The organism is Pseudomonas sp. NBRC 111131, assembly GCF_001320525.1.
Taxonomy (GTDB): Bacteria; Pseudomonadota; Gammaproteobacteria; order Pseudomonadales; family Pseudomonadaceae; genus Aquipseudomonas; species Aquipseudomonas ceruminis.
Map to the genome: position 1 here is coordinate 119,764 of NZ_BCBH01000013.1, position 19,316 is coordinate 139,079.

Consider the following 19,316-nt stretch of genomic DNA (forward strand, 5'->3'; position numbering starts at 1 on the left):
GCTTTTTTTGTGGGTTCTGCAAGGGCTTGGCGTTGGCCAAGGGCACTCTCAAATCACGAACAAATCCACAAACCTGTGCACCGCCGTATCCTCCAGCCGCTGCTGATCCTCGCACAGCTCGAAAATATCCACACAGCGCTGCCGCGCGAACCGCGTTGCCAGGTTCTCCCTGAACTTTCGCTCCAGCAAGGGTATGCCCTCGCCGCGCCGGCGCCGATGCCCCAGCGGGTATTCCACCACCACAGGCTCGGTACTGCTGCCGTCCTTGAAGAACACCTGCAAGCCGTTGGCGATCGAGCGCTTGTCCGGCTCCAGGTATTCGCGGCTGAAGCGCGGCTCCTCGATCACTTCCATCTTTTCGCGCAGGCGGTCAATGCTTGGGTGCGCAGCATGGAAGGCGTCCTCGTAGTGTTCGGCCACCAGTTGCCCGAAAATCAGCGGCACCGCCACCATGTACTGCAGGCAGTGGTCACGGTCGGCCGCGTTCGCGAGTGGGCCCTGTTTGGAGATGATACGGATAGCCGACTGTTGGGAACGGATGACGATGCGGTCGATTTCATGCAACCGGTTGCGCACCTGCGGGTGCAGGATTATTGCCGCTTCGCAGGCCGTCTGGGCATGAAACTCGGCCGGAAAGCTGATCTTGAACAACACGTTTTCCATCACGTAGCTACCCAAGGGTTGCGGCAGGCGCAGTGCCTGCTGGTCCGCAGGCTTGAGCGCCAGGTCCTTGTTGGTGTGGCTGAACGACACGTCGTTAAACCCCCATTGCGGCGCCGTCAGCACACCCGGCACGCCCATCTCGCCACGCAGCGCGATATCGGCCAGGCGCACGCCGCGGCTGGAGGCGTCGCCCGCCGCCCAGGACTTGCGCGAACCGGCGTTAGGGGCATGGCGATAGGTGCGCAACGCCTGGCCGTCGACAAAGGCATGGGACAACGCCGACAGCAGTTGTTCGCGGTTGGCCCCCATCAACCTGGCACACACGGCAGTGGACGCGACCTTGACCAGCAGCACGTGGTCCAGGCCGACGCGGTTGAACGCGTTCTCCAGCGCCAGCACGCCCTGGATCTCATGGGCCATGACCATGGCCTGGAGCACATCACGCATGACCAGTGGCGCTTCACCGCTGGCCACGCGCCGTTGTGACAGGTGATCAGCCACCGCCAGGATGCCTGCGAGGTTGTCGGAGGGGTGGCCCCATTCGGCCGCCAGCCAGGTGTCGTTGTAATCCAGCCAGCGCACGGCACAGCCGATATCCCAGGCGGCCTTGACCGGGTCAAGCCGGTAGGACGTGCCCGGCACACGCGCGCCGTTGGGTACCACGGTGCCCTCCACCAGCGGGCCAAGAAGTTTGGTGCATTCGGGAAAACGCAGGGCCAGCAAGCCACAGCCGAGCGTGTCCATCAGGCAATTGCGCGCGGTGTCCAGCGCTTCAGGGGACTCGACCCGGTAGGTGAGCACATAGTCAGCGAGGGTTTGCAATACCCGGTCATAGTCCGGGCGGTCATTCAGGTCGACGTTGGCGCTCATCTGCAGCTCCTGTGAATTAGGGCTGCTGGGCAGCCCGACTCAGCCAAAACCAAGCGCCAGTGGTGCGTCAGAAGCTGTCGCCAGGCACCCTCACCCAGCCTTCCATCAGCACCCGTGCGCTGCGGCTCATGATTGCCTTGGTCACGGTCCACTCACCTTCCACCTGCCGCGCCTGGGCCCCGACCCGCAAGGTGCCGGAGGGGTGCCCGAAACGCACGGCGCTGCGCTCGCCCCCGCCAGCGGCAAGGTTGACCAGCGTGCCCGGGATGGCGGCAGCGGTCCCGATGGCCACCGCGGCAGTGCCCATCATTGCGTGGTGCAACTTGCCCATGGACAACGCACGCACCAGCAGGTCGATATCAGTGTCCGAAACGGCCTTGCCACTGGACGCAGTGTAGGAGCTTGGCGGCGCAACGAAAGCCACCTTCGGCGTATGCTGACGCCCGGCTGCCTGGTCGACATGCTCGATAAGGCCCATACGCACGGCGCCGTAGGCGCGGATTGTCTCGAAACGGGTCAACGCGTGTGGGTCACCGTTGATCGCATCCTGCAACTCGGTGCCGGTGTAGCCGATATCGGCCGCGTTGACGAAGATGGTCGGGATGCCTGCATTGATCAAGGTGGCCTTGAACGTGCCGATACCGGGCACTTCCAGGTCATCCACCAGGTTGCCGGTAGGGAACATCGCGCCGCCGTCGCCGTCCTCGTCAGCCGCCGGGTCGAGGAACTCAAGCTGCACTTCGGCTGCTGGAAACGTCACGCCGTCGAGTTCGAAGTCGCCGGTTTCCTGCACTTCGCCTTCGGTGATCGGCACATGGGCGATGATGGTCTTGCCGATGTTGGCTTGCCAGATGCGTACGGTGGCAGTGCCATTGCGCGGGATACGTGCCGGCTCGACCAGGCCGTTGCTGATGGCGAACGAGCCGACCGCAGCGGACAGGTTGCCGCAGTTGCCGCTCCAATCGACGAACGCCTTATCGATGGCCACCTGGCCGAACAGGTAATCGACATCGTGATCAGGCCTGAGGCTTTTCGACAGGATCACGGTCTTGCTGGTGCTAGACGTGGCGCCGCCCATGCCATCGATCTGCTTGCCGTACGGGTCAGGGCTACCGATTACCCGTAGCAGCAACGCGTCGCGGGCCGGGCCTGGGACCTGGGCCCGTTCGGGCAGGTCTTGCAGGCGGAAGAACACGCCTTTGCTGGTACCGCCACGCAGGTAGGTGGCGGGAATTCTTGTTTGCGGTACATGAGCCATTGCTTGGTTGTCCTGTCTGATATGCAGATAACCCTTGGGGCTGCGTTGCAGCCCCCTGCAACTATGCGGTCGCTTCGAGGAAGTCCTGGGCGAAGCGTTGCAACACCCCACCCGCCTCGTAGATCGACACTTCCTCGGCAGTGTCCAGACGGCAGGTCACTGGCACCTCGACGCGCTCACCATTACGGCGGGTTACCACCAGCGTCAGGGTTGCACGCGGCTTGCGCTCACCCAGCACGTCATAGGTCTCGCTGCCATCCAGGCCGAGGGTCTTGCGGTCAGTGCCTGGCTTGAACTCCAGCGGCAACACGCCCATGCCCACCAGGTTGGTACGGTGAATACGCTCGAACCCCTCGGCCACGATTGCCTCCACACCGGCCAGGCGCACGCCCTTGGCCGCCCAGTCGCGGGACGAACCCTGGCCATAGTCGGCACCGGCCACGATGATCAGCGGCTGCTTGCGCGCCATGTAGGTTTCGATGGCTTCCCACATGCGAGTCACCTTGCCTTCTGGCTCGATCCGCGCCAGCGAACCCTGCCTCACGCTACCGTCTTCCTTGCGCACCATTTCGTTGAACAGCTTGGGGTTGGCGAAGGTGGCGCGCTGCGCCGTCAAGTGGTCGCCACGGTGGGTCGCATACGAGTTGAAGTCCTCCTCCGGCAAGCCCATTTTCGCCAGGTACTCGCCTGCGGCGCTGTCGAGCAGAATGGCGTTGGACGGCGACAGGTGGTCGGTGGTGATGTTGTCCGGCAGCACCGCCAGCGGGCGCATGCCGCGTAGGGTGCGCTCACCGGCCAGCGCGCCTTCCCAGTACGGCGGACGGCGGATGTAGGTGCTCATCGGGCGCCACTCATACAACGGCGCCACTTTCGGCCCGCGGTCTTCCTCGATGGCGAACATCGGGATGTACACCTTGCGGAACTGCTCCGGCTTGACCGCCGCGCGCACTACCGCATCGATCTCTTCATCGCTTGGCCAGATGTCCTTGAGGCGGATTTCCTGGCCATCGACCACGCCCAGTACGTCTTTCTCGATGTCGAAGCGGATGGTGCCGGCGATGGCATAGGCCACCACCAGCGGCGGCGACGCAAGAAACGCCTGCTTGGCATAGGGGTGAATACGCCCGTCGAAGTTGCGGTTACCCGACAGGACTGCGGTGGCATACAGGTCGCGGTCGATGATCTCCTGCTGGATCACAGGGTCCAGCGCGCCGGACATGCCGTTGCAGGTGGTGCACGCGAAGGCGACGATACCAAAGCCCAGTTGTTCCAGCTCTTTCTCCAGCCCGGCCTCTTCCAGGTACAACTGCACGGCCTTGGAGCCAGGGGCGAGCGACGACTTGACCCAGGGCTTGCGTACCAGACCAAGCTTGTTGGCGTTGCGCGCCAGCAGCCCAGCGGCGATCACGTTGCGCGGGTTGCTGGTATTGGTGCAACTGGTGATGGCCGCAATGATCACTGCGCCATCAGGCATCTGGCCCGGCACGTCGTCCCAGGCGCCGGCAATTCCCTTGGCCGCCAGCTCGCTGGTGGCGACGCGGGCATGGGGGTTGGACGGGCCAGCCATGTTACGGACCACGCTCGACAGATCGAAGTGCAGCACGCGCTCGTACTCGGCCTTGACCAGGGCGTCGGCCCACAGGCCCGTGGCCTTGGCGTAGGTTTCCACCAGCTTGACCTGCTGTTCTTCCCGGCCGGTCAGCTTGAGATAATCGATAGTCTGCTGATCGATGGCGAACATCGCAGCGGTCGCCCCGTATTCCGGGGCCATGTTGGAGATGGTCGCACGGTCGCCGAGCGTCAGGGCGCGAGCACCTTCGCCGTAGAACTCGAGATAGGCGCCGACCACTTTCTGCTTGCGCAGGAATTCGGTCAGGGCCAGCACCAGGTCAGTGGCAGTGATGTTCGGGGCCAGCTTGCCGCCGAGCTCGACGCCGACGATTTCCGGTAGGCGCATCCACGAAGCGCGGCCAAGCATGACGTTTTCGGCTTCAAGGCCACCGACGCCGATGGCGATCACGCCCAGGGCGTCTACATGCGGGGTGTGGCTGTCGGTGCCGACGCAGGTGTCCGGGTAGGCCACGCCACGGTCGTTGTGGATCACCGGTGACATCTTCTCCAGGTTGATCTGGTGCATGATGCCGTTGCCAGGCTGGATGACATCGACGTTCTTGAACGCCTTCTTGGTCCAGTTGATGAAGTGGAAGCGGTCTTCGTTGCGACGGTCTTCGATGGCGCGGTTCTTGTCGAACGCCTGCGGGTCGAAACCGCCGCACTCGACCGCCAGGGAATGGTCGACGATCAATTGCACCGGCACTACCGGGTTGACCGCAGCCGGGTCGCCCCCTTTTTCGGCGATGGCGTCACGCAGACCGGCCAGGTCGACCAATGCGGTCTGGCCGAGGATATCGTGGCACACCACGCGGGCGGGGAACCATGGGAAGTCCAGGTCGCGCTTGCGCTCGATCAGTTGACCAAGCGAGGCATTCAGGGTAGCCGGGTCGCAGCGGCGTACCAGGTTTTCAGCGAGCACGCGGGAGGTATAAGGCAGGCCGTCGTATGCGCCTGGCTGGATGGCCTCGACCGCGGCGCGGGCATCGAAATAATCCAGGTCAGTGCCTGGCAGGTTCTTGCGGTATGCAGTGTTCATATCGTTATCAGGCTCGGTCACGGTACGGTCGTGGATAAGGCTCACAGACGCTGCGATCACTGTGGGAGTCGATTTGGCGGCGATCGGGCCGCATCAGGCGACGCCTTCATCTCCAGCAAGCCGGCTCCCACCGGTTCGCTACAGGGCCTGTATCAGCGCTGCTCGATCGGCACGAACGCGCGCTGCTCGACGCCGACATATTCGGCGCTCGGGCGGATGATGCGGTTGTTGGCGCGCTGCTCGAACACGTGCGCCGCCCAGCCGGTGAGACGCGAGCAGACGAAGATCGGGGTGAACAGCTTGGTCGGGATACCCATGAAGTGATAAGCCGAGGCATGGTAGAAGTCGGCATTGGGGAACAGGCGCTTCTGCTCCCACATGGTCTTGTCGATGGCCTCCGAGACCGGGTACAGCACCTTGTCCCCCACCTCGTCGGCCAACTGCTTCGACCAACCCTTGATCACCTCGTTGCGCGGGTCGGACTCTTTGTAGATGGCATGGCCAAAGCCCATGATCTTGTCCTTGCGCTCGAGCATGCGCAACAGCTCGGTGGTGGCCTCCTGCGGGCTCTGGAAACGTTCGATCAGCTCCATCGCCGCTTCGTTGGCACCGCCGTGCAACGGGCCGCGCAGTGAACCGATGGCCGCCGTGACGCAGGAGTACAGGTCGGACAGGGTCGAGGCGCAAACACGGGCCGTGAAGGTCGAGGCATTGAACTCGTGCTCGGCGTAGAGGATCAGCGAAACGTTCATCACCTTGACGTGCAGGTCGCTCGGCTTCTTACCGTGCAGCAGGTGCAGGAAGTGGCCGCCGAGGGTGTCCTCGTCGCTGGCGCAGTTGATACGCACGCCATGGTGGGTGAAGCGGTACCAGTAGCACATCACCGCCGGGAACAATGCCAGCAGGCGATCGGTCTTGTCGCGCTGGGCCTCGAAGGTCAGTTCCGGTTCCAGGGTGCCCAGCACCGAGCACCCCGTGCGCATCACGTCCATCGGATGGGCATTGAGCGGGATACGCTCGAGTACCTCTTTCAGTGCCTGCGGCAGGTCCCGCAGGCCCTTGAGTTTGTGCTTGTACGCGTCCAGCTCGGCCTTGCTCGGTAGCTCGCCGTATAGCAGCAGGTAGGCCACTTCCTCGAACTCGGCACCGGCCGCCAGGTCGCGCACGTCGTAGCCCCGGTAGGTCAGGCCGGCACCGGCCTGGCCGACGGTCGACAGCGCAGTCTGGCCGGCTACCTGGCCACGCAGGCCTGCGCCACTGAGAACTTTTGCTTCGGCCATGGTGTTTCTCCTTTCTTGAATTTGTTATGGATATCTTTCTGGCTAATTCGGGTGGCTATCCCCGCCCTATCGCCGGGCTGCCGGCAAAAGGGCTGGTAAAGGCTTAACCTTTTTTCTGCGCAAACAGCGCATCGAGGCTCTGCTCGAATGCGTGGTAACCAATGGCATCGTAGAGCTCCATGCGGGTCTGCATGGTATCGATCACGTTCTTTTGGGTGCCGTCACGGCGTAGCGCGGTGTAGACATTCTCGGCCGCCTTGTTCATGGCGCGGAACGCCGACAGCGGGTACAGCACCAGCGACACGTCGACCTCGGCCAGCTCTTGGGTGGTGTACAACGGCGTGGCACCGAATTCGGTGATGTTGGCCAGGATCGGCGCCTTCACCCGGTCGGCGAAGGTCTTGTACATCGAAAGCTCAGTGATGGCTTCCGGGAAGATCATGTCGGCGCCGGCCTCGATGCAGGCTGCAGCGCGGTCCAGCGCCGCGTTCAGGCCTTCCACCGCCAGGGCATCGGTGCGCGCCATGATCACGAAACTGTCATCGGTGCGGGCATCCACTGCGGCCTTGATGCGGTCGACCATCTCCTGCTGCGAAACGATCTCCTTGTTCGGCCGGTGACCGCAGCGCTTGGCACCGACCTGGTCCTCGATGTGGATGGCCGCGGCGCCGAACTTGCTCATCGAACGCACCGTGCGAGCCACGTTGAAGGCCGAGGCGCCAAAGCCGGTGTCGACATCCACCAGCAGCGGCAGGTCGCAGACGTCGGTGATGCGGCGCACGTCGGTCAGCACATCGTCAAGGCCAGTGATGCCCAGGTCCGGCAGGCCCAGCGAGCCTGCGGCAACACCGCCGCCGGAGAGGTAGATGGCCTTGAAGCCCGCGCGCTTGGCCAGCAACGCATGATTGGCATTGATCGCGCCAACCACCTGCAGGGGGTGTTCGGCGGCAACGGCGTCGCGAAAACGCTGACCGGGGGTGTTCTTCACAGTCATTTCTCACCTCGTGGGCTGTTGTTGTTGGCGTCCAGGTAGTGACGCTCGATGTTGCGTTTGGACGCGCCGATGTGGCGGCGCATCAGGAGCTCAGCCAGCTCGCCGTCACGGTCGGCAATGGCATCGAGTATGCGGTGGTGCTCGGCGAACGCCTGGTGTGGGCGGTTGGGCGTGGCAGAGAACTGGATGCGGTACATGCGCACCAGTTGGTAAAGCTCGCCACAGAGCATCTTGACCAGGGTCTGGTTGCCACTGCCCTGGATGATCCGGTAGTGGAAGTCGTAGTCGCCTTCCTGCTGGTAATAGCCCTGCCCGGCCTGAAAGGCGGCATCACGCTCGTGGGTATCGAGCACACGGCGCAATTCGTCGATGTCGACCTGGCTCATGCGCTCGGCAGCCAGGCGGCAGGCCATGCCTTCGAGCGACTCGCGGATCTCATACAGCTCGATCAGTTCGCCATGGTTGAGCGATACCACCCGCGCACCTACATGGGGTACCCGCACCAACAGGCGCTGGCCTTCCAGCCGGTGGATGGCCTCGCGCAGCGGGCCTCGGCTGATGCCATAGGTGCGCGCCAGCTCCGGCTCGGAGATCTTGCTGCCCGGGGCGATATCACCCTTGACGATGGCGGCCTGAATGCGCCGGAAGACGTTTTCGGACAAGGTTTCCGTTTCGTCTGCCGCGGTGGCGCTGGGGGTGCTGAGGTCCAGCATATTGTCGACACCTTGATAATCTCTTGAGCTGAAACTAACGAATCAAGCGGCTCTAGTCAAAGACAAAATCAATATTGTCGACAATCGTCTAAGAACGAACTTATGCGCCGGCGGCGCTGTCAGATCGCGACGCGCTGGCGTCAAGACATCGGCGTGATAGAATGCCGCGCCTCCGAAGGAGTATGGACAGTGTATTTGTCATCAATTCATGTTGTTGACAGATTAACGAGGAAGCTTGCGCAGTAGTTGCCAGTCGCCTTGCCCCGAATCTTGCACAGCACCGCGCCAGGACTATGAGACTTACACCCGTTTTATTGCTGTTATGCCTTTCCCTGCTGCCGGCCCTTGGCCAGGCGGCGGGCAAGACCGTGTATGGTCTGAACGAATATGCCCGCCTTGGCGACCTTGACCTGGAAGTGGCCGCCAAGCTCGATACCGGCGCCAAGACCGCGTCCCTGAGCGCCCGCGATATCAAGCGTTTCAAGCGCAACGGCGAAAGCTGGGTGCGCTTCTACCTGGCCATCGACGCCGCCCATTCGCACCCGATCGAACGCCCCCTGGCGCGTGTCAGCAAGATCAAGCGCCGGGCAGGCGACTATGATGCGGAGTCGGGCAAGGCCTACACCGCACGCCCGGTCATCGAACTCGAAATCTGCATGGGCCAGGCCCGGCGCACCATCGAAGTCAACCTCACCGACCGCAGCGCTTTCCAGTTCCCGCTGCTGATCGGCTCCGAGGCGCTCAAGCACTTCGACGCGCTGGTCGACCCAAGCCTTAAATACGCGGCCGGCAAACCTGCCTGTGCCACCGACGCTCCCAAAGCAGAGTAATCCCGATGCGCTCTCTTACCCTCCATCTGAAAGTCCTGATCACCGTGCTGGTGCTGCTCGGCGTGGCGGTCACGGCCTATCAGATCCTCGTTCTCGGCATCCCGGTGACCGAGGATGAAACCGATGACCTGTGGAACATCGACGCCAAGGTCGAGTTCGTCGCCAGCACCAAGGACCCGGTCAAGGTGCAGATGTTCGTGCCCCCGCTGAACCGCGACTACGTCAGCCTCAACGAGAGCTTCATCTCCAACAACTACGGGGTCAGCGTCAACCGCGCCGACGGCAACCGCAAGGTCACCTGGTCGGCACGCCGTGCCAGCGGCAACCAGACCCTCTACTACCGCCTGGTGCTGACCAAGCGCTACAGCAATGAAAAAACCACTATCAAGGGGCCAACCTTCCGTGACAGCCTGGCGGTCGAAGGGCCCGAGAAGATCGCCGCCGAAGCGCTGATGGCGCCTATTCGCCAGCATTCGGCCGACGTCGAGACCTTCGTCAGCGAAACCATCAAGCGGGTCAACAACCTCAACGACGATAACGTCAAGCTGCTGCTGGCCGGCGATACCTCGTCGATGAAAAAGGCTCAGGTGATCGACCTGCTGCTGTCCATCGCCCATGTGCCGATGGAGAAGGTGCACACCATCCGCCTGGTGGCCGATACCCCGCAAACGCCCGAACTGTGGTTGCGCAGCTTCAATGGCAGCGATTGGCTGTACTTCAACCCGGACACCGGCGAGCAGGGCCTGCCCAACGATCGCCTGCTGTGGTGGACCGGTGACGACAACCTGATCACCGTCGATGGCGGCAAAAAGGCCAATGTCACCTTCAGCATGAACAACAGCGAGATGAACGCCATCCGCCTGGCCAAGCTGACCGACGAGAACACCGACGCCGACTTCCTCGAGTATTCGCTGTATGGCCTGCCGCTGCAGACCCAGCAGACCTTCATGATCATGGTGATGATCCCGATCGGCGTGCTGGTGATCCTGGTACTGCGCAACCTGATCGGCATCCAGACGCTGGGCACCTTCACCCCGGTCTTGATCGCCCTGGCTTTCCGCGAGACGCAACTGGGCTTCGGCATCGTGCTGTTCACGGTGATCACCGCACTGGGCCTGTCGCTGCGCTCGTACCTTGAGCACCTCAAGCTGCAGATGCTGCCGCGCCTGTCGGTGGTGCTGACCTTCGTCGTGGTGCTGATTGCCGCCATCAGCCTGTTCAGCCACAAACTGGGCCTGGAACGCGGGCTGTCGGTGGCACTGTTCCCGATGGTGATCCTGACCATGACCATCGAGCGGCTGTCGATCACCTGGGAAGAACGTGGCGGCGGCCATGCCATGAAAGTGGCCATCGGCACCCTGTTCGCAGCCTCCCTGGCACACCTGCTGATGATGGTGCCGGAGCTGGTGTACTTCGTCTTCACCTTCCCGGCGGTACTGTTGATTCTGGTGGGCTTCATGCTGGCGATGGGTCGCTACCGCGGCTACCGCCTGACCGAGCTCGTGCGCTTCAAGGCTTTCCTGAAGAAGGCTGACGCCTGATGTTCGGCCTGATCAAGACCTGGAAAGCCCTGGAGGCCCGGGGCATCATGGGTATCAACCGGCGCAATGCGGACTATGTACTGAAGTACAACAAGCGCAGCCTGTACCCGATCGTCGACGACAAGATCATCACCAAGGAACGCGCGCTCGCGGCCGGCATTCACGTGCCGGAGATGTACGGCATCATCGAAACCGAGAAAGAGATCGACAAGCTCCACGAGATCATCGGCGGGCGCAACGATTTCGTCATCAAGCCGGCGCAAGGCGCAGGCGGTGATGGCATCCTGGTGGTAGCCGACCGCTTCGAGGACCGCTACCGCACAGTGTCGGGCAAGATCATCAGCCACGAAGAGATCGAGCACCAGATCTCGAGCATCCTCACCGGCCTCTACTCGCTCGGCGGGCATCGCGATCGTGCACTGATCGAGTACCGGGTCACCCCGGACCAGATCTTCAAGAGCATCAGCTACGAGGGGGTACCGGACATCCGTATCATCGTGCTGATGGGCTACCCGGTAATGGCCATGCTGCGCCTGCCGACCCGCCAGTCCGGCGGCAAGGCCAACCTGCACCAGGGCGCCATCGGTGTAGGGGTAGACCTGGCCACCGGTGTGACCCTGCGCGGCACCTGGCTGAACAACATCATCAGCAAGCATCCGGATACCACCAATGCCGTGGACGGTGTACAACTGCCCAACTGGGACGGCTTCATGAAGCTGGCGGCCGGTTGCTATGAGCTGTGCGGGTTAGGCTATATCGGCGTGGACATGGTGCTGGACCAAGAAAAGGGGCCACTGATCCTCGAGCTCAATGCCCGACCAGGCCTGAACATCCAGATTGCCAATGACACCGGGCTGACCCAACGCACCCATGCCATCGAGGCGCACATCGAGGCACTGTCCAAGGACGGCGTGACCGAAGATGCGGAGCAGCGGGTGCGGGTGGCACAAAGCCTGTTCGGCCACGTGCATCCGCGCTGAGTCAGCACAGGCTGCGTGGCTAACGCGTTATCTGTAGGAGCGGGCTGGCCCCGCGAAGGGGCTGCCGAGCAGCCCCACGGCGCCACACACTGTTTGAATGTCGCGCCCAGTGCTAGGCGCATTTCCTACACAGGTCTACAATCGCCCTCCTCGCTTTTACATCGCCGTCCACACTGATGCCGACCTGTACGCTTTACCCCCTGCCCTACCAGCCCGACCCCGCCGCCTATTTCGCCCGCCTGCGCCAGGCTCCCGGCGCGATCCTGCTCGACAGTGCCCGCCCCGGTGCCGAGCGCGGCCGCTTCGATCTGCTCAGCGCCTGGCCGCTGCAGCACCTGCAAGCCCAGCCCGGTGAGGACGGTCGCACGTTCCTGCAGCGTTTGCGTGACGGCCTGGCACAACTGGGCAATGCGCAACTGCCCGCCGGCGTCGAGTTGCCATTTGCCGGCGGCCTCATCGGCTACCTGAGCTACGATTTCGGCCGGCGCCTGGAACAGTTGCCCAGCCTGGCCAACGACGATCTTGGCCTACCGGATGCACAGCTTGGCCTTTATGACTGGGCGCTGGTCACCGATCACCAATTGGCCACCAGCCAACTGGTGTTCCACCCTAGCCTGGCCGCCGAACAACGCGAGCGTCTGGTTACCCTGTTCAAGACACCTGACAGCGCTGCAAACAGCAGCTTCCAGTTGCTCTCTGCCATGACAGGTGACCTGACGCCTGAGCAATACCAGGCTGCCTTCGACCAAGTGCAACGCTACATCCAGGCCGGCGATTGCTACCAGATCAACCTCACCCAGCGCTTTCGTGCGCCCTGCCAAGGCGACCCATGGTGGGCTTACCAGGCTCTGCGCAAGGCCTGCCCGACACCGTTCTCCGGCTACCAGCAACTGGCCGATGGCAGTGCCTTGCTGAGCTTTTCTCCGGAGCGTTTCATTCGCGTCAGCCAAGGCCAGGTGGAGACGCGCCCGATCAAGGGTACCCGACCACGCTCGGCAGACCCGGTCATCGATGCGCGCAATGCCGAGGCGCTGCGCAACAGCCCCAAGGACCGCTCGGAAAACCTGATGATCGTCGACCTGCTGCGCAATGACCTGGGGCGCACCTGCCAGACGGGCTCGGTGAAGGTCCCCGAGCTGTTCAGCCTGGAAAGCTACCCCAACGTTCACCACTTGGTCAGCAGCATCACCGGGCGACTGGCCGCAGGCAAAGATGCCTTGGACCTGGTCGGCGACAGCTTCCCCGGCGGCTCGATCACCGGCGCACCGAAAATTCGTGCCATGCAGATCATCGACGAACTGGAACCTACGCGCCGCGCCCTGTACTGCGGCTCGCTGCTGTACATCGATGTACGCGGAGAAATGGACAGCTCAATCGCCATTCGCAGCCTGCTGATCAAGGATGGGCAGGTCAATTGCTGGGGGGGCGGTGCGGTGGTGGCGGATTCGGACTGGCAGTCCGAATACGAGGAATCGATCGCCAAGGTGCGGGTATTGATGCAGACCTTGCAGCAGCTCTGAGCCCGCCCGGGCGCCCCTGCCCACCAAGCGGACGGCGCCGATTGAGCCCGTCTGCCCCGGCATTTTTTGTTACCATCACCTCATTACGAGCGCACAGCGCCACAGCCAAGATGGAAACCGCCTGATGAGCCAACCCTTCGACGTCGCCGCCCTGGCCGCGACCTACGCCAACAAGTCCCCGCAGGATATCCTCAAGCTCGCCTTCGAACACTTCGGCGACGACCTGTGGGTCTCATTCAGTGGCGCCGAGGATGTGGTGCTGGTCGACATGGCCTGGAAGCTGAACAAGCAGGTCAAGGTATTCAGCCTGGACACTGGCCGCCTGCACCCGGAGACGTACAGGTTCATCGACCAAGTGCGCGAGCAGTACCAGCTGCCGATCGAAATTCTCAGCCCGGACCGCGCCAAGCTGGACCCGTTCGTCAAGGAAAAGGGCTTGTTCAGCTTCTACAAGGATGGCCATGGCGAGTGCTGTGGCATCCGCAAGATCGAACCCCTGCGGCGCAAGCTCGCCACCGTTAGCGCCTGGGCCACCGGCCAGCGCCGCGACCAGAGCCCGGGCACCCGCAGCCAGGTGGCGGCACTGGAAATCGACGGCGCGTTCTCCACGCCGGAGCGCACTTTGTACAAGTTCAACCCGTTGGCGCAGATGACCAGCGCTGAAGTATGGGGTTACATCCGCATGCTCGAACTGCCGTTCAACAGCCTGCATGAGCGCGGCTTCATCAGCATTGGCTGCGAGCCCTGCACCCGCCCGGTATTGCCTAACCAGCATGAGCGCGAAGGCCGCTGGTGGTGGGAAGAGTCAACCCAGAAAGAATGCGGGTTGCATGCCGGCAACCTGATCAGCAAAGCCTGAAGAGCAGCGCTGCAGCCAAAAAAAGAGCAGCCCGCGCTAGGGCTGCTCTTTCTTGTCACGGGCGGTGTGTAGCTGCGGTTAATGCACCGGCAGCTCAACGCCTTCGAACAACTCTTCAAGTTCCTGCTTGTTATGGCACTGGATGGCCTTGGCCATCACTTCACGGGTCAAGTGCGGCGCGAACTTCTCGATGAAATCGCACATGAACCCCCGCAGGAAGGTGCCACGGCGGAAGCCGATCTTGGTGATGCTGGCCTCGAACAGCTCACTGGCATCCAGGGCCACAAGGTCGGCATCGAGCTTGGTATCCACCGCCATCTTGGCCACGATACCCACGCCCAGGCCCAGGCGTACGTATGTTTTGATCACGTCGGCATCCGCCGCGGTGAACACCACCTTGGGCGTCAGGCCACGGTGGTTGAAGGCTTCATCGAGCTTGGAACGGCCGGTGAAACCAAACACGTAAGTCACGATCGGATACTCGGCGACCGCTTCCAGGGTCAGCTTCGGCAGCTTGGTCAACGGGTGCCCCTGCGGCACCACCACACAGCGGTTCCATTTGTAGCACGGCATCATGATCAGGTCGCCGAACAGCTCCAGCGCCTCGGTGGCAATGGCGAAATCCACGGTACCGTCGGCTGCCATTTCGGCGATCTGCATAGGCGAGCCCTGGTGCATGTGCAGGGCCACTTCCGGGTACTGCTTGATGAAGCTGCTGATCACCGGCGGCAGCGCGTAGCGCGCCTGGGTGTGGGTGGTGGCGATGGACAGCGTACCCTTCTTCTCGTTGGAGAATTCCTGAGCAATCTGCTTGATGCTCTCGACCTTGCGCAGAATCTCGCCAGCGGTGTTGATGATGCGCTCGCCCGCTGGGGTGACACGGGTCAGGTGCTTGCCGCTGCGAGCGAAGACTTCAACCCCCAGTTCATCCTCAAGCAGGCGGATCTGCTTGCTGATCCCCGGCTGCGAGGTGTACAGACTCTGCGCCGTCGCGGAGACGTTGAGGTCATGGTGCGCCACTTCCCAGATGTAGCGCAGTTGTTGAAGCTTCATAGGTTTCCCTCAAATCAGCGGTAAGTCAGCGGCAGCAGGCAGCGACGGGATATAACTATATTAGTGGTTCTGGAAATAAAACTAGAACTATTTTGTTACACGGATCTCCGAAATACCCTACTGCCAGCTTCACATTTTCCTACGGCCGAGGTGCTGCGAGAGGGGCACCATGTACACCGGCACCGGTGACAATTGCAGCAAGCGCACCGCGGTGCGCCCAATGGGCACATCCACCCCGGCGCCCGCACTGTGGCTGCCGAAAATCAACAGATCGACACTCAGCCGTTGAGCCTGCTCCAGGATGACCTGGGCCGGGTCGCCCTGGCGCACCCTCACCGCCTTGATAACCGCCAGGTCTGCGTCCTCGCCCAGTTCGTCGCGAAAATTCTCGAGCACCCGCTGCTCGATATTTGCCATTACCGTATTGACGCCTTCACTGTGCAGCTCATCCAGCGTCTGCTCATCGAGATAGCTTTGCAGCAGGGATTCGGCGAACTGCCCCATCGGCTCGACAGCATGGATCAGGTACAACTCCGCACCGAAGGTGCGCGCCAGGGCCAAGGCGTGCTGCATGACGAACGGGGCATAGACACCGAGGTCGGTGGCGTACAGCATGGAGCGGATCATTCGACCTCCTCGACTGCCGTTGCGGCAGAGCAAGCTTCAGCTTAGCAGTGCGCCAGACGCTCGCGTTGCCGTCTGGCGCACTGCCGCCGCGGGTTGCAGAGGTTTCAGCCGGCCCGATTGCTGCGGTCAATGAACGCCAGCGCCTGATAAAGCTGCTGCATACGGGGCAAGCTACAGCCGGCTGCCTGGGCCCGGGCCAGCGGCTCGGCGTAAATGGCCTGCAGCTCCAGTGGCCGTTTGCCGACATGATCGTGGTACATGCTTGGCCAGTAGTCAGGCATCTGTTCCGTGATCCGGAACAGGTGCTCGGCATAGCCCGCCGGCAACGGATGGCCGCAGGCCGCCGCGCCTTGTACCACTTCGGCCATCAGCGCCTTCACGAGCTCGCGGCTGTCGGCATCGGCCATCAGCGGCGCGGTACTGGCGCCCAATAGCACCGACAGGCCATTGTAGGGCACGTTCCACACCAGCTTCTGCCAGCGTGCCTGGCCCAGGTTTTCCATGGCCTGGGAATCGATCCCTGCGGCCCGGAACAGCCCCGCACCCTCCTCGACGATGGCGGTACCGCCATCGCTGGCGGGCCCACTGTGATACCCCAGGTTGACGGCGCCCAGTGCCTGGTGGCGAATTTCACCAGGGGCCTGGCGGTTGACGCAGATGAAGCATAAGCCGCCGAGCAGATGCAGGTGACCGGGCAAGGCCGGCCGTAGCTGCTCCTCGACACCCAGCCCATTCTGCAACAGCAGCACCCTGGCATCGGGTGCTGCGGCTTGGGCGATCAGCGGTGCCAGTTCGGCATTGCTGGTGGCCTTGGCGCCCACCAGCAGCCAGTCGCAGGGCGGCATATCGGCAGCGTTGGCATAGGCCTGCACGGTCATTTGCACAGCCCCATGCACAGCGCTGTCCAGCTTCAGGCCTTGCTCGCGCACCACCGCATACTCACTGCGCAACAGAAAATGCACGTCAAAGCCAGCACGCGCCAGCATCAGCCCATAAAAGCCACCAATGGCGCCACTGCCGATGATGCCGATGCGCGGTGTGCGAGGGTCCATGCTGATCTCCAGATAAAGGTCGGTGGGCTTTTTTACACCGGATTGCGCTCTCTGCGCACCCTCGGCAGGCAACCCCATTGTCGCGCTCCCTGTAACGCGTTAAGGTTCCGCTCCCCGCTGCGAACATTCTTGCTGCTGGGCCGCACGGGGATTGCTGGCGGCCGGCACCCGTGACCTGACGAGTAACACGATGGCTGATTTACCGATCGACGACCTTAACGTTGCCTCCAACGAGACCTTGATCACCCCCGATCAGCTCAAGAAGGAAATCCCCCTCAGCGCCAAGGCCCTGCAGACCGTGACTGCTGGCCGAGAAGTGGTGCGCAATATCCTCGACGGCAAGGACCATCGCCTGTTCGTCGTGGTCGGCCCGTGCTCGATCCATGACATCAAGGCCGCACACGAATACGCTGAGCGCCTGAAGGTGCTCGCCGAAGAAGTTTCCGACACGCTGTACCTGGTCATGCGGGTGTATTTCGAGAAGCCGCGCACCACGGTTGGCTGGAAGGGCCTGATCAACGACCCGTACCTGGATGACTCGTTCAAGATCCAGGATGGCTTGCACATTGGCCGCAAGCTGCTGCTGGACCTGGCCGAAATGGGCCTGCCGACCGCCACCGAAGCGCTCGACCCTATTTCCCCGCAGTACCTGCAAGACCTGATCAGCTGGTCGGCCATCGGCGCCCGTACCACTGAATCCCAGACCCACCGTGAGATGGCTTCAGGCCTGTCTTCGGCAGTCGGTTTCAAGAACGGCACCGATGGCGGCCTGACCGTGGCCATCAACGCCCTGCAGTCGGTGTCCAAGCCGCACCGTTTCCTGGGTATCAACCAGGAAGGCGGCGTGTCCATCGTCACCACCAAGGGCAATCCCTATGGCCACGTGGTGCTGCGCGGCGGCAACGGCAAGCCGAACTACGACTCGGTCAGCGTTGCGCTGTGCGAACAGGACCTGGCCAAGGCCAAGATCAAGGCCAACATCATGGTCGACTGCAGCCATGCCAATTCCAACAAGGACCCGGCCCTGCAGCCGCTGGTCATGGAGAACGTGGCCAACCAGATCCTCGAAGGCAACCAGTCGATCATTGGCCTGATGGTCGAAAGCCACCTGAACTGGGGCTGTCAGTCGATCCCCAAGAATCTGGACGAACTGCAGTACGGCGTGTCGGTCACCGATGCCTGCATCGACTGGTCCGCCACCGAGAAAACCCTGCGCAGCATGCATGCCAAACTCAAGGATGTGCTGCCGCAGCGCAAGCGCGGCTAAGCGGGGCCACCAATGAAAACGCCGGGCAATGCCCGGCGTTTTTGCATGTGCGCGCTACGCGGCGTCAGGCCTTGCTCGAATGGCGCTGCTGGCGCTCCATGTAGCGCTCCACGTACGAGCAGGACGGGATCACCGTGTAACCCATCTGGTCGGCATACTCCAGGGCCTTTTCGGTCAAAGCAGCAGCGATACCGCGCCCCCTCAGGGCGTTGGGCACGAAGGTGCGATAGATATCCAGCGTCTGCTTGCCCAAGTCCATGTACGTCAGGTAGGCACGATGACCGTCCACAGTGGTCTCGAACTGATGACCGGCCTGGTCATGGTGGATGGTCAGCGCTTCACTCATCACTACTCCTCGCAGGTCTTTTCGGCAGACCTTTACCTTAACCGATGGTGGTTTATCCGGCGGAGGAACCTCTACGCCACCTCTTGCCCCTTGGACCGCGGCTCGCTTGCAATCGTTCTACCAGGGCAAGCACCTCAAATAGTAGGCGTGCCAGGCGGGATTGCTCAAGGTGGTTGCGGTTAAAAAGTAGCAGGGGCGAGTGGCTTGGCCCATTGCCCCGCCATGCCCGCAACAACAGCCGGATGCTCTTGGGCTTAAGACGCTAACCGACAGTTAAAGTCACCTTTAGTTCAACAAAAAAGTTCCCGTACTACAATCGCTTGCGCCATCTGCACGGCGTTTTCACAAATGCCCTACAAATCTTGTCGGGCACCGTGACGGCAACATTTTTTTTGCAGTTCTTGCGCTCTGTCAGTTTACTTACTACAAGTAATGGGTACTATGTACGCCGGCCAGTTTCTCTTTTCCGAGAGATGGCTATTTAATAGAAAGTCCTTGAAGGGGAACACGATGAACAACGTTCTGAAATTCTCTGCTCTGGCTCTGGCCGCAGTTCTGGCTACCGGTTGCAGCAGCGTCTCCAAAGAAACCGAAGCTCGTCTGACTGCGACTGAAGACGCAGCAGCTCGCGCTCAAGCCCGTGCTGACGAAGCCTACCGTAAGGCTGACGACGCTCTGGCTGCCGCTCAGAAGGCTCAGCAGACCGCTGACGAAGCCAACGAGCGCGCTCTGCGCATGCTGGACAAAGCCAGCCGCAAGTAATAATCCTCGCGGATTGTTATGGAGCCGGCCCACTTGTGGGCCGGCTTTTTT

The 19,316-nt window shown here is 62.2% G+C and carries 17 protein-coding genes; 7 read left to right on the forward strand and 10 right to left on the reverse strand.

Going from position 1 to position 19,316, the window contains the following annotated elements; all coding sequences use genetic code 11:
• Positions 1 to 48 precede the first annotated feature (48 nt).
• From prpD to APH34_RS14470, 6 genes are all read right to left on the reverse strand, one after another.
• On the reverse strand, positions 49 to 1,533 hold the full coding sequence (prpD, locus tag APH34_RS14445; protein ID WP_054901712.1) for a 2-methylcitrate dehydratase: 1,485 nt from the start codon (positions 1,531 to 1,533) through the stop codon (positions 49 to 51).
• Between the two features lie 67 nt (positions 1,534 to 1,600).
• Complete coding sequence (prpF, locus tag APH34_RS14450; RefSeq protein ID WP_054901713.1) at positions 1,601 to 2,791, reverse strand: 2-methylaconitate cis-trans isomerase PrpF; 1,191 nt, start codon at positions 2,789 to 2,791, stop codon at positions 1,601 to 1,603.
• A 61-nt stretch (positions 2,792 to 2,852) separates the two neighbouring features.
• On the reverse strand, positions 2,853 to 5,441 hold the full coding sequence (gene acnD / locus APH34_RS14455; RefSeq protein ID WP_054901714.1) for a Fe/S-dependent 2-methylisocitrate dehydratase AcnD: 2,589 nt from the start codon (positions 5,439 to 5,441) through the stop codon (positions 2,853 to 2,855).
• A gap of 152 nt (positions 5,442 to 5,593) precedes the next feature.
• Positions 5,594 to 6,721, reverse strand: coding sequence for a 2-methylcitrate synthase (prpC, locus tag APH34_RS14460; RefSeq protein WP_054901715.1), 1,128 nt, complete (start codon positions 6,719 to 6,721; stop codon positions 5,594 to 5,596).
• Between the two features lie 103 nt (positions 6,722 to 6,824).
• Positions 6,825 to 7,715, reverse strand: coding sequence for a methylisocitrate lyase (gene prpB / locus APH34_RS14465; protein ID WP_054901716.1), 891 nt, complete (start codon positions 7,713 to 7,715; stop codon positions 6,825 to 6,827).
• A complete protein-coding gene (locus APH34_RS14470; protein ID WP_054901717.1) occupies positions 7,712 to 8,428 on the reverse strand; it encodes a GntR family transcriptional regulator in 717 nt (238 codons plus the stop codon). Before APH34_RS14470 ends, prpB begins: the two co-directional genes overlap by 4 nt.
• Positions 8,429 to 8,721: 293 nt before the next feature.
• Between APH34_RS14470 and APH34_RS14475 the strand changes: the two genes are divergently transcribed.
• The 5 genes from APH34_RS14475 to APH34_RS14495 all read left to right on the forward strand — a co-directional run bounded on the left by APH34_RS14475 (position 8,722) and on the right by APH34_RS14495 (position 14,158).
• Positions 8,722 to 9,258, forward strand: coding sequence for an ATP-dependent zinc protease (locus APH34_RS14475; protein WP_054901718.1), 537 nt, complete (start codon positions 8,722 to 8,724; stop codon positions 9,256 to 9,258).
• A gap of 5 nt (positions 9,259 to 9,263) precedes the next feature.
• Positions 9,264 to 10,799, forward strand: coding sequence for an inactive transglutaminase family protein (locus APH34_RS14480; RefSeq protein ID WP_054901719.1), 1,536 nt, complete (start codon positions 9,264 to 9,266; stop codon positions 10,797 to 10,799).
• Entirely contained in the window at positions 10,799 to 11,779 is a 981-nt protein-coding gene (locus APH34_RS14485) for an alpha-L-glutamate ligase-like protein (protein ID WP_054901720.1), read from the forward strand. Before APH34_RS14480 ends, APH34_RS14485 begins: the two co-directional genes overlap by 1 nt.
• A gap of 176 nt (positions 11,780 to 11,955) precedes the next feature.
• On the forward strand, positions 11,956 to 13,299 hold the full coding sequence (pabB, locus tag APH34_RS14490) for an aminodeoxychorismate synthase component I (protein WP_054901721.1): 1,344 nt from the start codon (positions 11,956 to 11,958) through the stop codon (positions 13,297 to 13,299).
• Positions 13,300 to 13,423: 124 nt separating this feature from the next.
• A complete protein-coding gene (locus APH34_RS14495) occupies positions 13,424 to 14,158 on the forward strand; it encodes a phosphoadenylyl-sulfate reductase (RefSeq protein ID WP_054901722.1) in 735 nt (244 codons plus the stop codon).
• Between the two features lie 78 nt (positions 14,159 to 14,236).
• Here the strand turns inward: APH34_RS14495 and cysB are convergent, their stop codons facing one another.
• From cysB to APH34_RS14510, 3 genes are all read right to left on the reverse strand, one after another.
• A complete protein-coding gene (gene cysB / locus APH34_RS14500; protein ID WP_054901723.1) occupies positions 14,237 to 15,211 on the reverse strand; it encodes an HTH-type transcriptional regulator CysB in 975 nt (324 codons plus the stop codon).
• 129 nt (positions 15,212 to 15,340) lie between these two features.
• Positions 15,341 to 15,838 (reverse strand): universal stress protein, encoded by a 498-nt coding sequence (locus APH34_RS14505; protein ID WP_054901724.1) that lies wholly within the window; start codon positions 15,836 to 15,838, stop codon positions 15,341 to 15,343.
• Positions 15,839 to 15,942: 104 nt separating this feature from the next.
• Positions 15,943 to 16,890, reverse strand: a complete 948-nt coding sequence (locus APH34_RS14510) for a putative 2-dehydropantoate 2-reductase (RefSeq protein ID WP_054901728.1) — start codon at positions 16,888 to 16,890, stop codon at positions 15,943 to 15,945.
• 190 nt (positions 16,891 to 17,080) lie between these two features.
• Between APH34_RS14510 and APH34_RS14515 the strand changes: the two genes are divergently transcribed.
• Positions 17,081 to 18,157, forward strand: a complete 1,077-nt coding sequence (locus APH34_RS14515) for a 3-deoxy-7-phosphoheptulonate synthase (protein ID WP_054901725.1) — start codon at positions 17,081 to 17,083, stop codon at positions 18,155 to 18,157.
• Positions 18,158 to 18,221: 64 nt separating this feature from the next.
• Here APH34_RS14515 and APH34_RS14520 read toward each other — a convergent pair whose 3' ends face one another.
• A complete protein-coding gene (locus APH34_RS14520; protein WP_054901726.1) occupies positions 18,222 to 18,503 on the reverse strand; it encodes a GNAT family N-acetyltransferase in 282 nt (93 codons plus the stop codon).
• 510 nt (positions 18,504 to 19,013) lie between these two features.
• Between APH34_RS14520 and oprI the strand changes: the two genes are divergently transcribed.
• Entirely contained in the window at positions 19,014 to 19,265 is a 252-nt protein-coding gene (gene oprI, locus APH34_RS14525; RefSeq protein ID WP_003259780.1) for an outer membrane lipoprotei OprI, read from the forward strand.
• Positions 19,266 to 19,316: the final 51 nt, after the last annotated feature.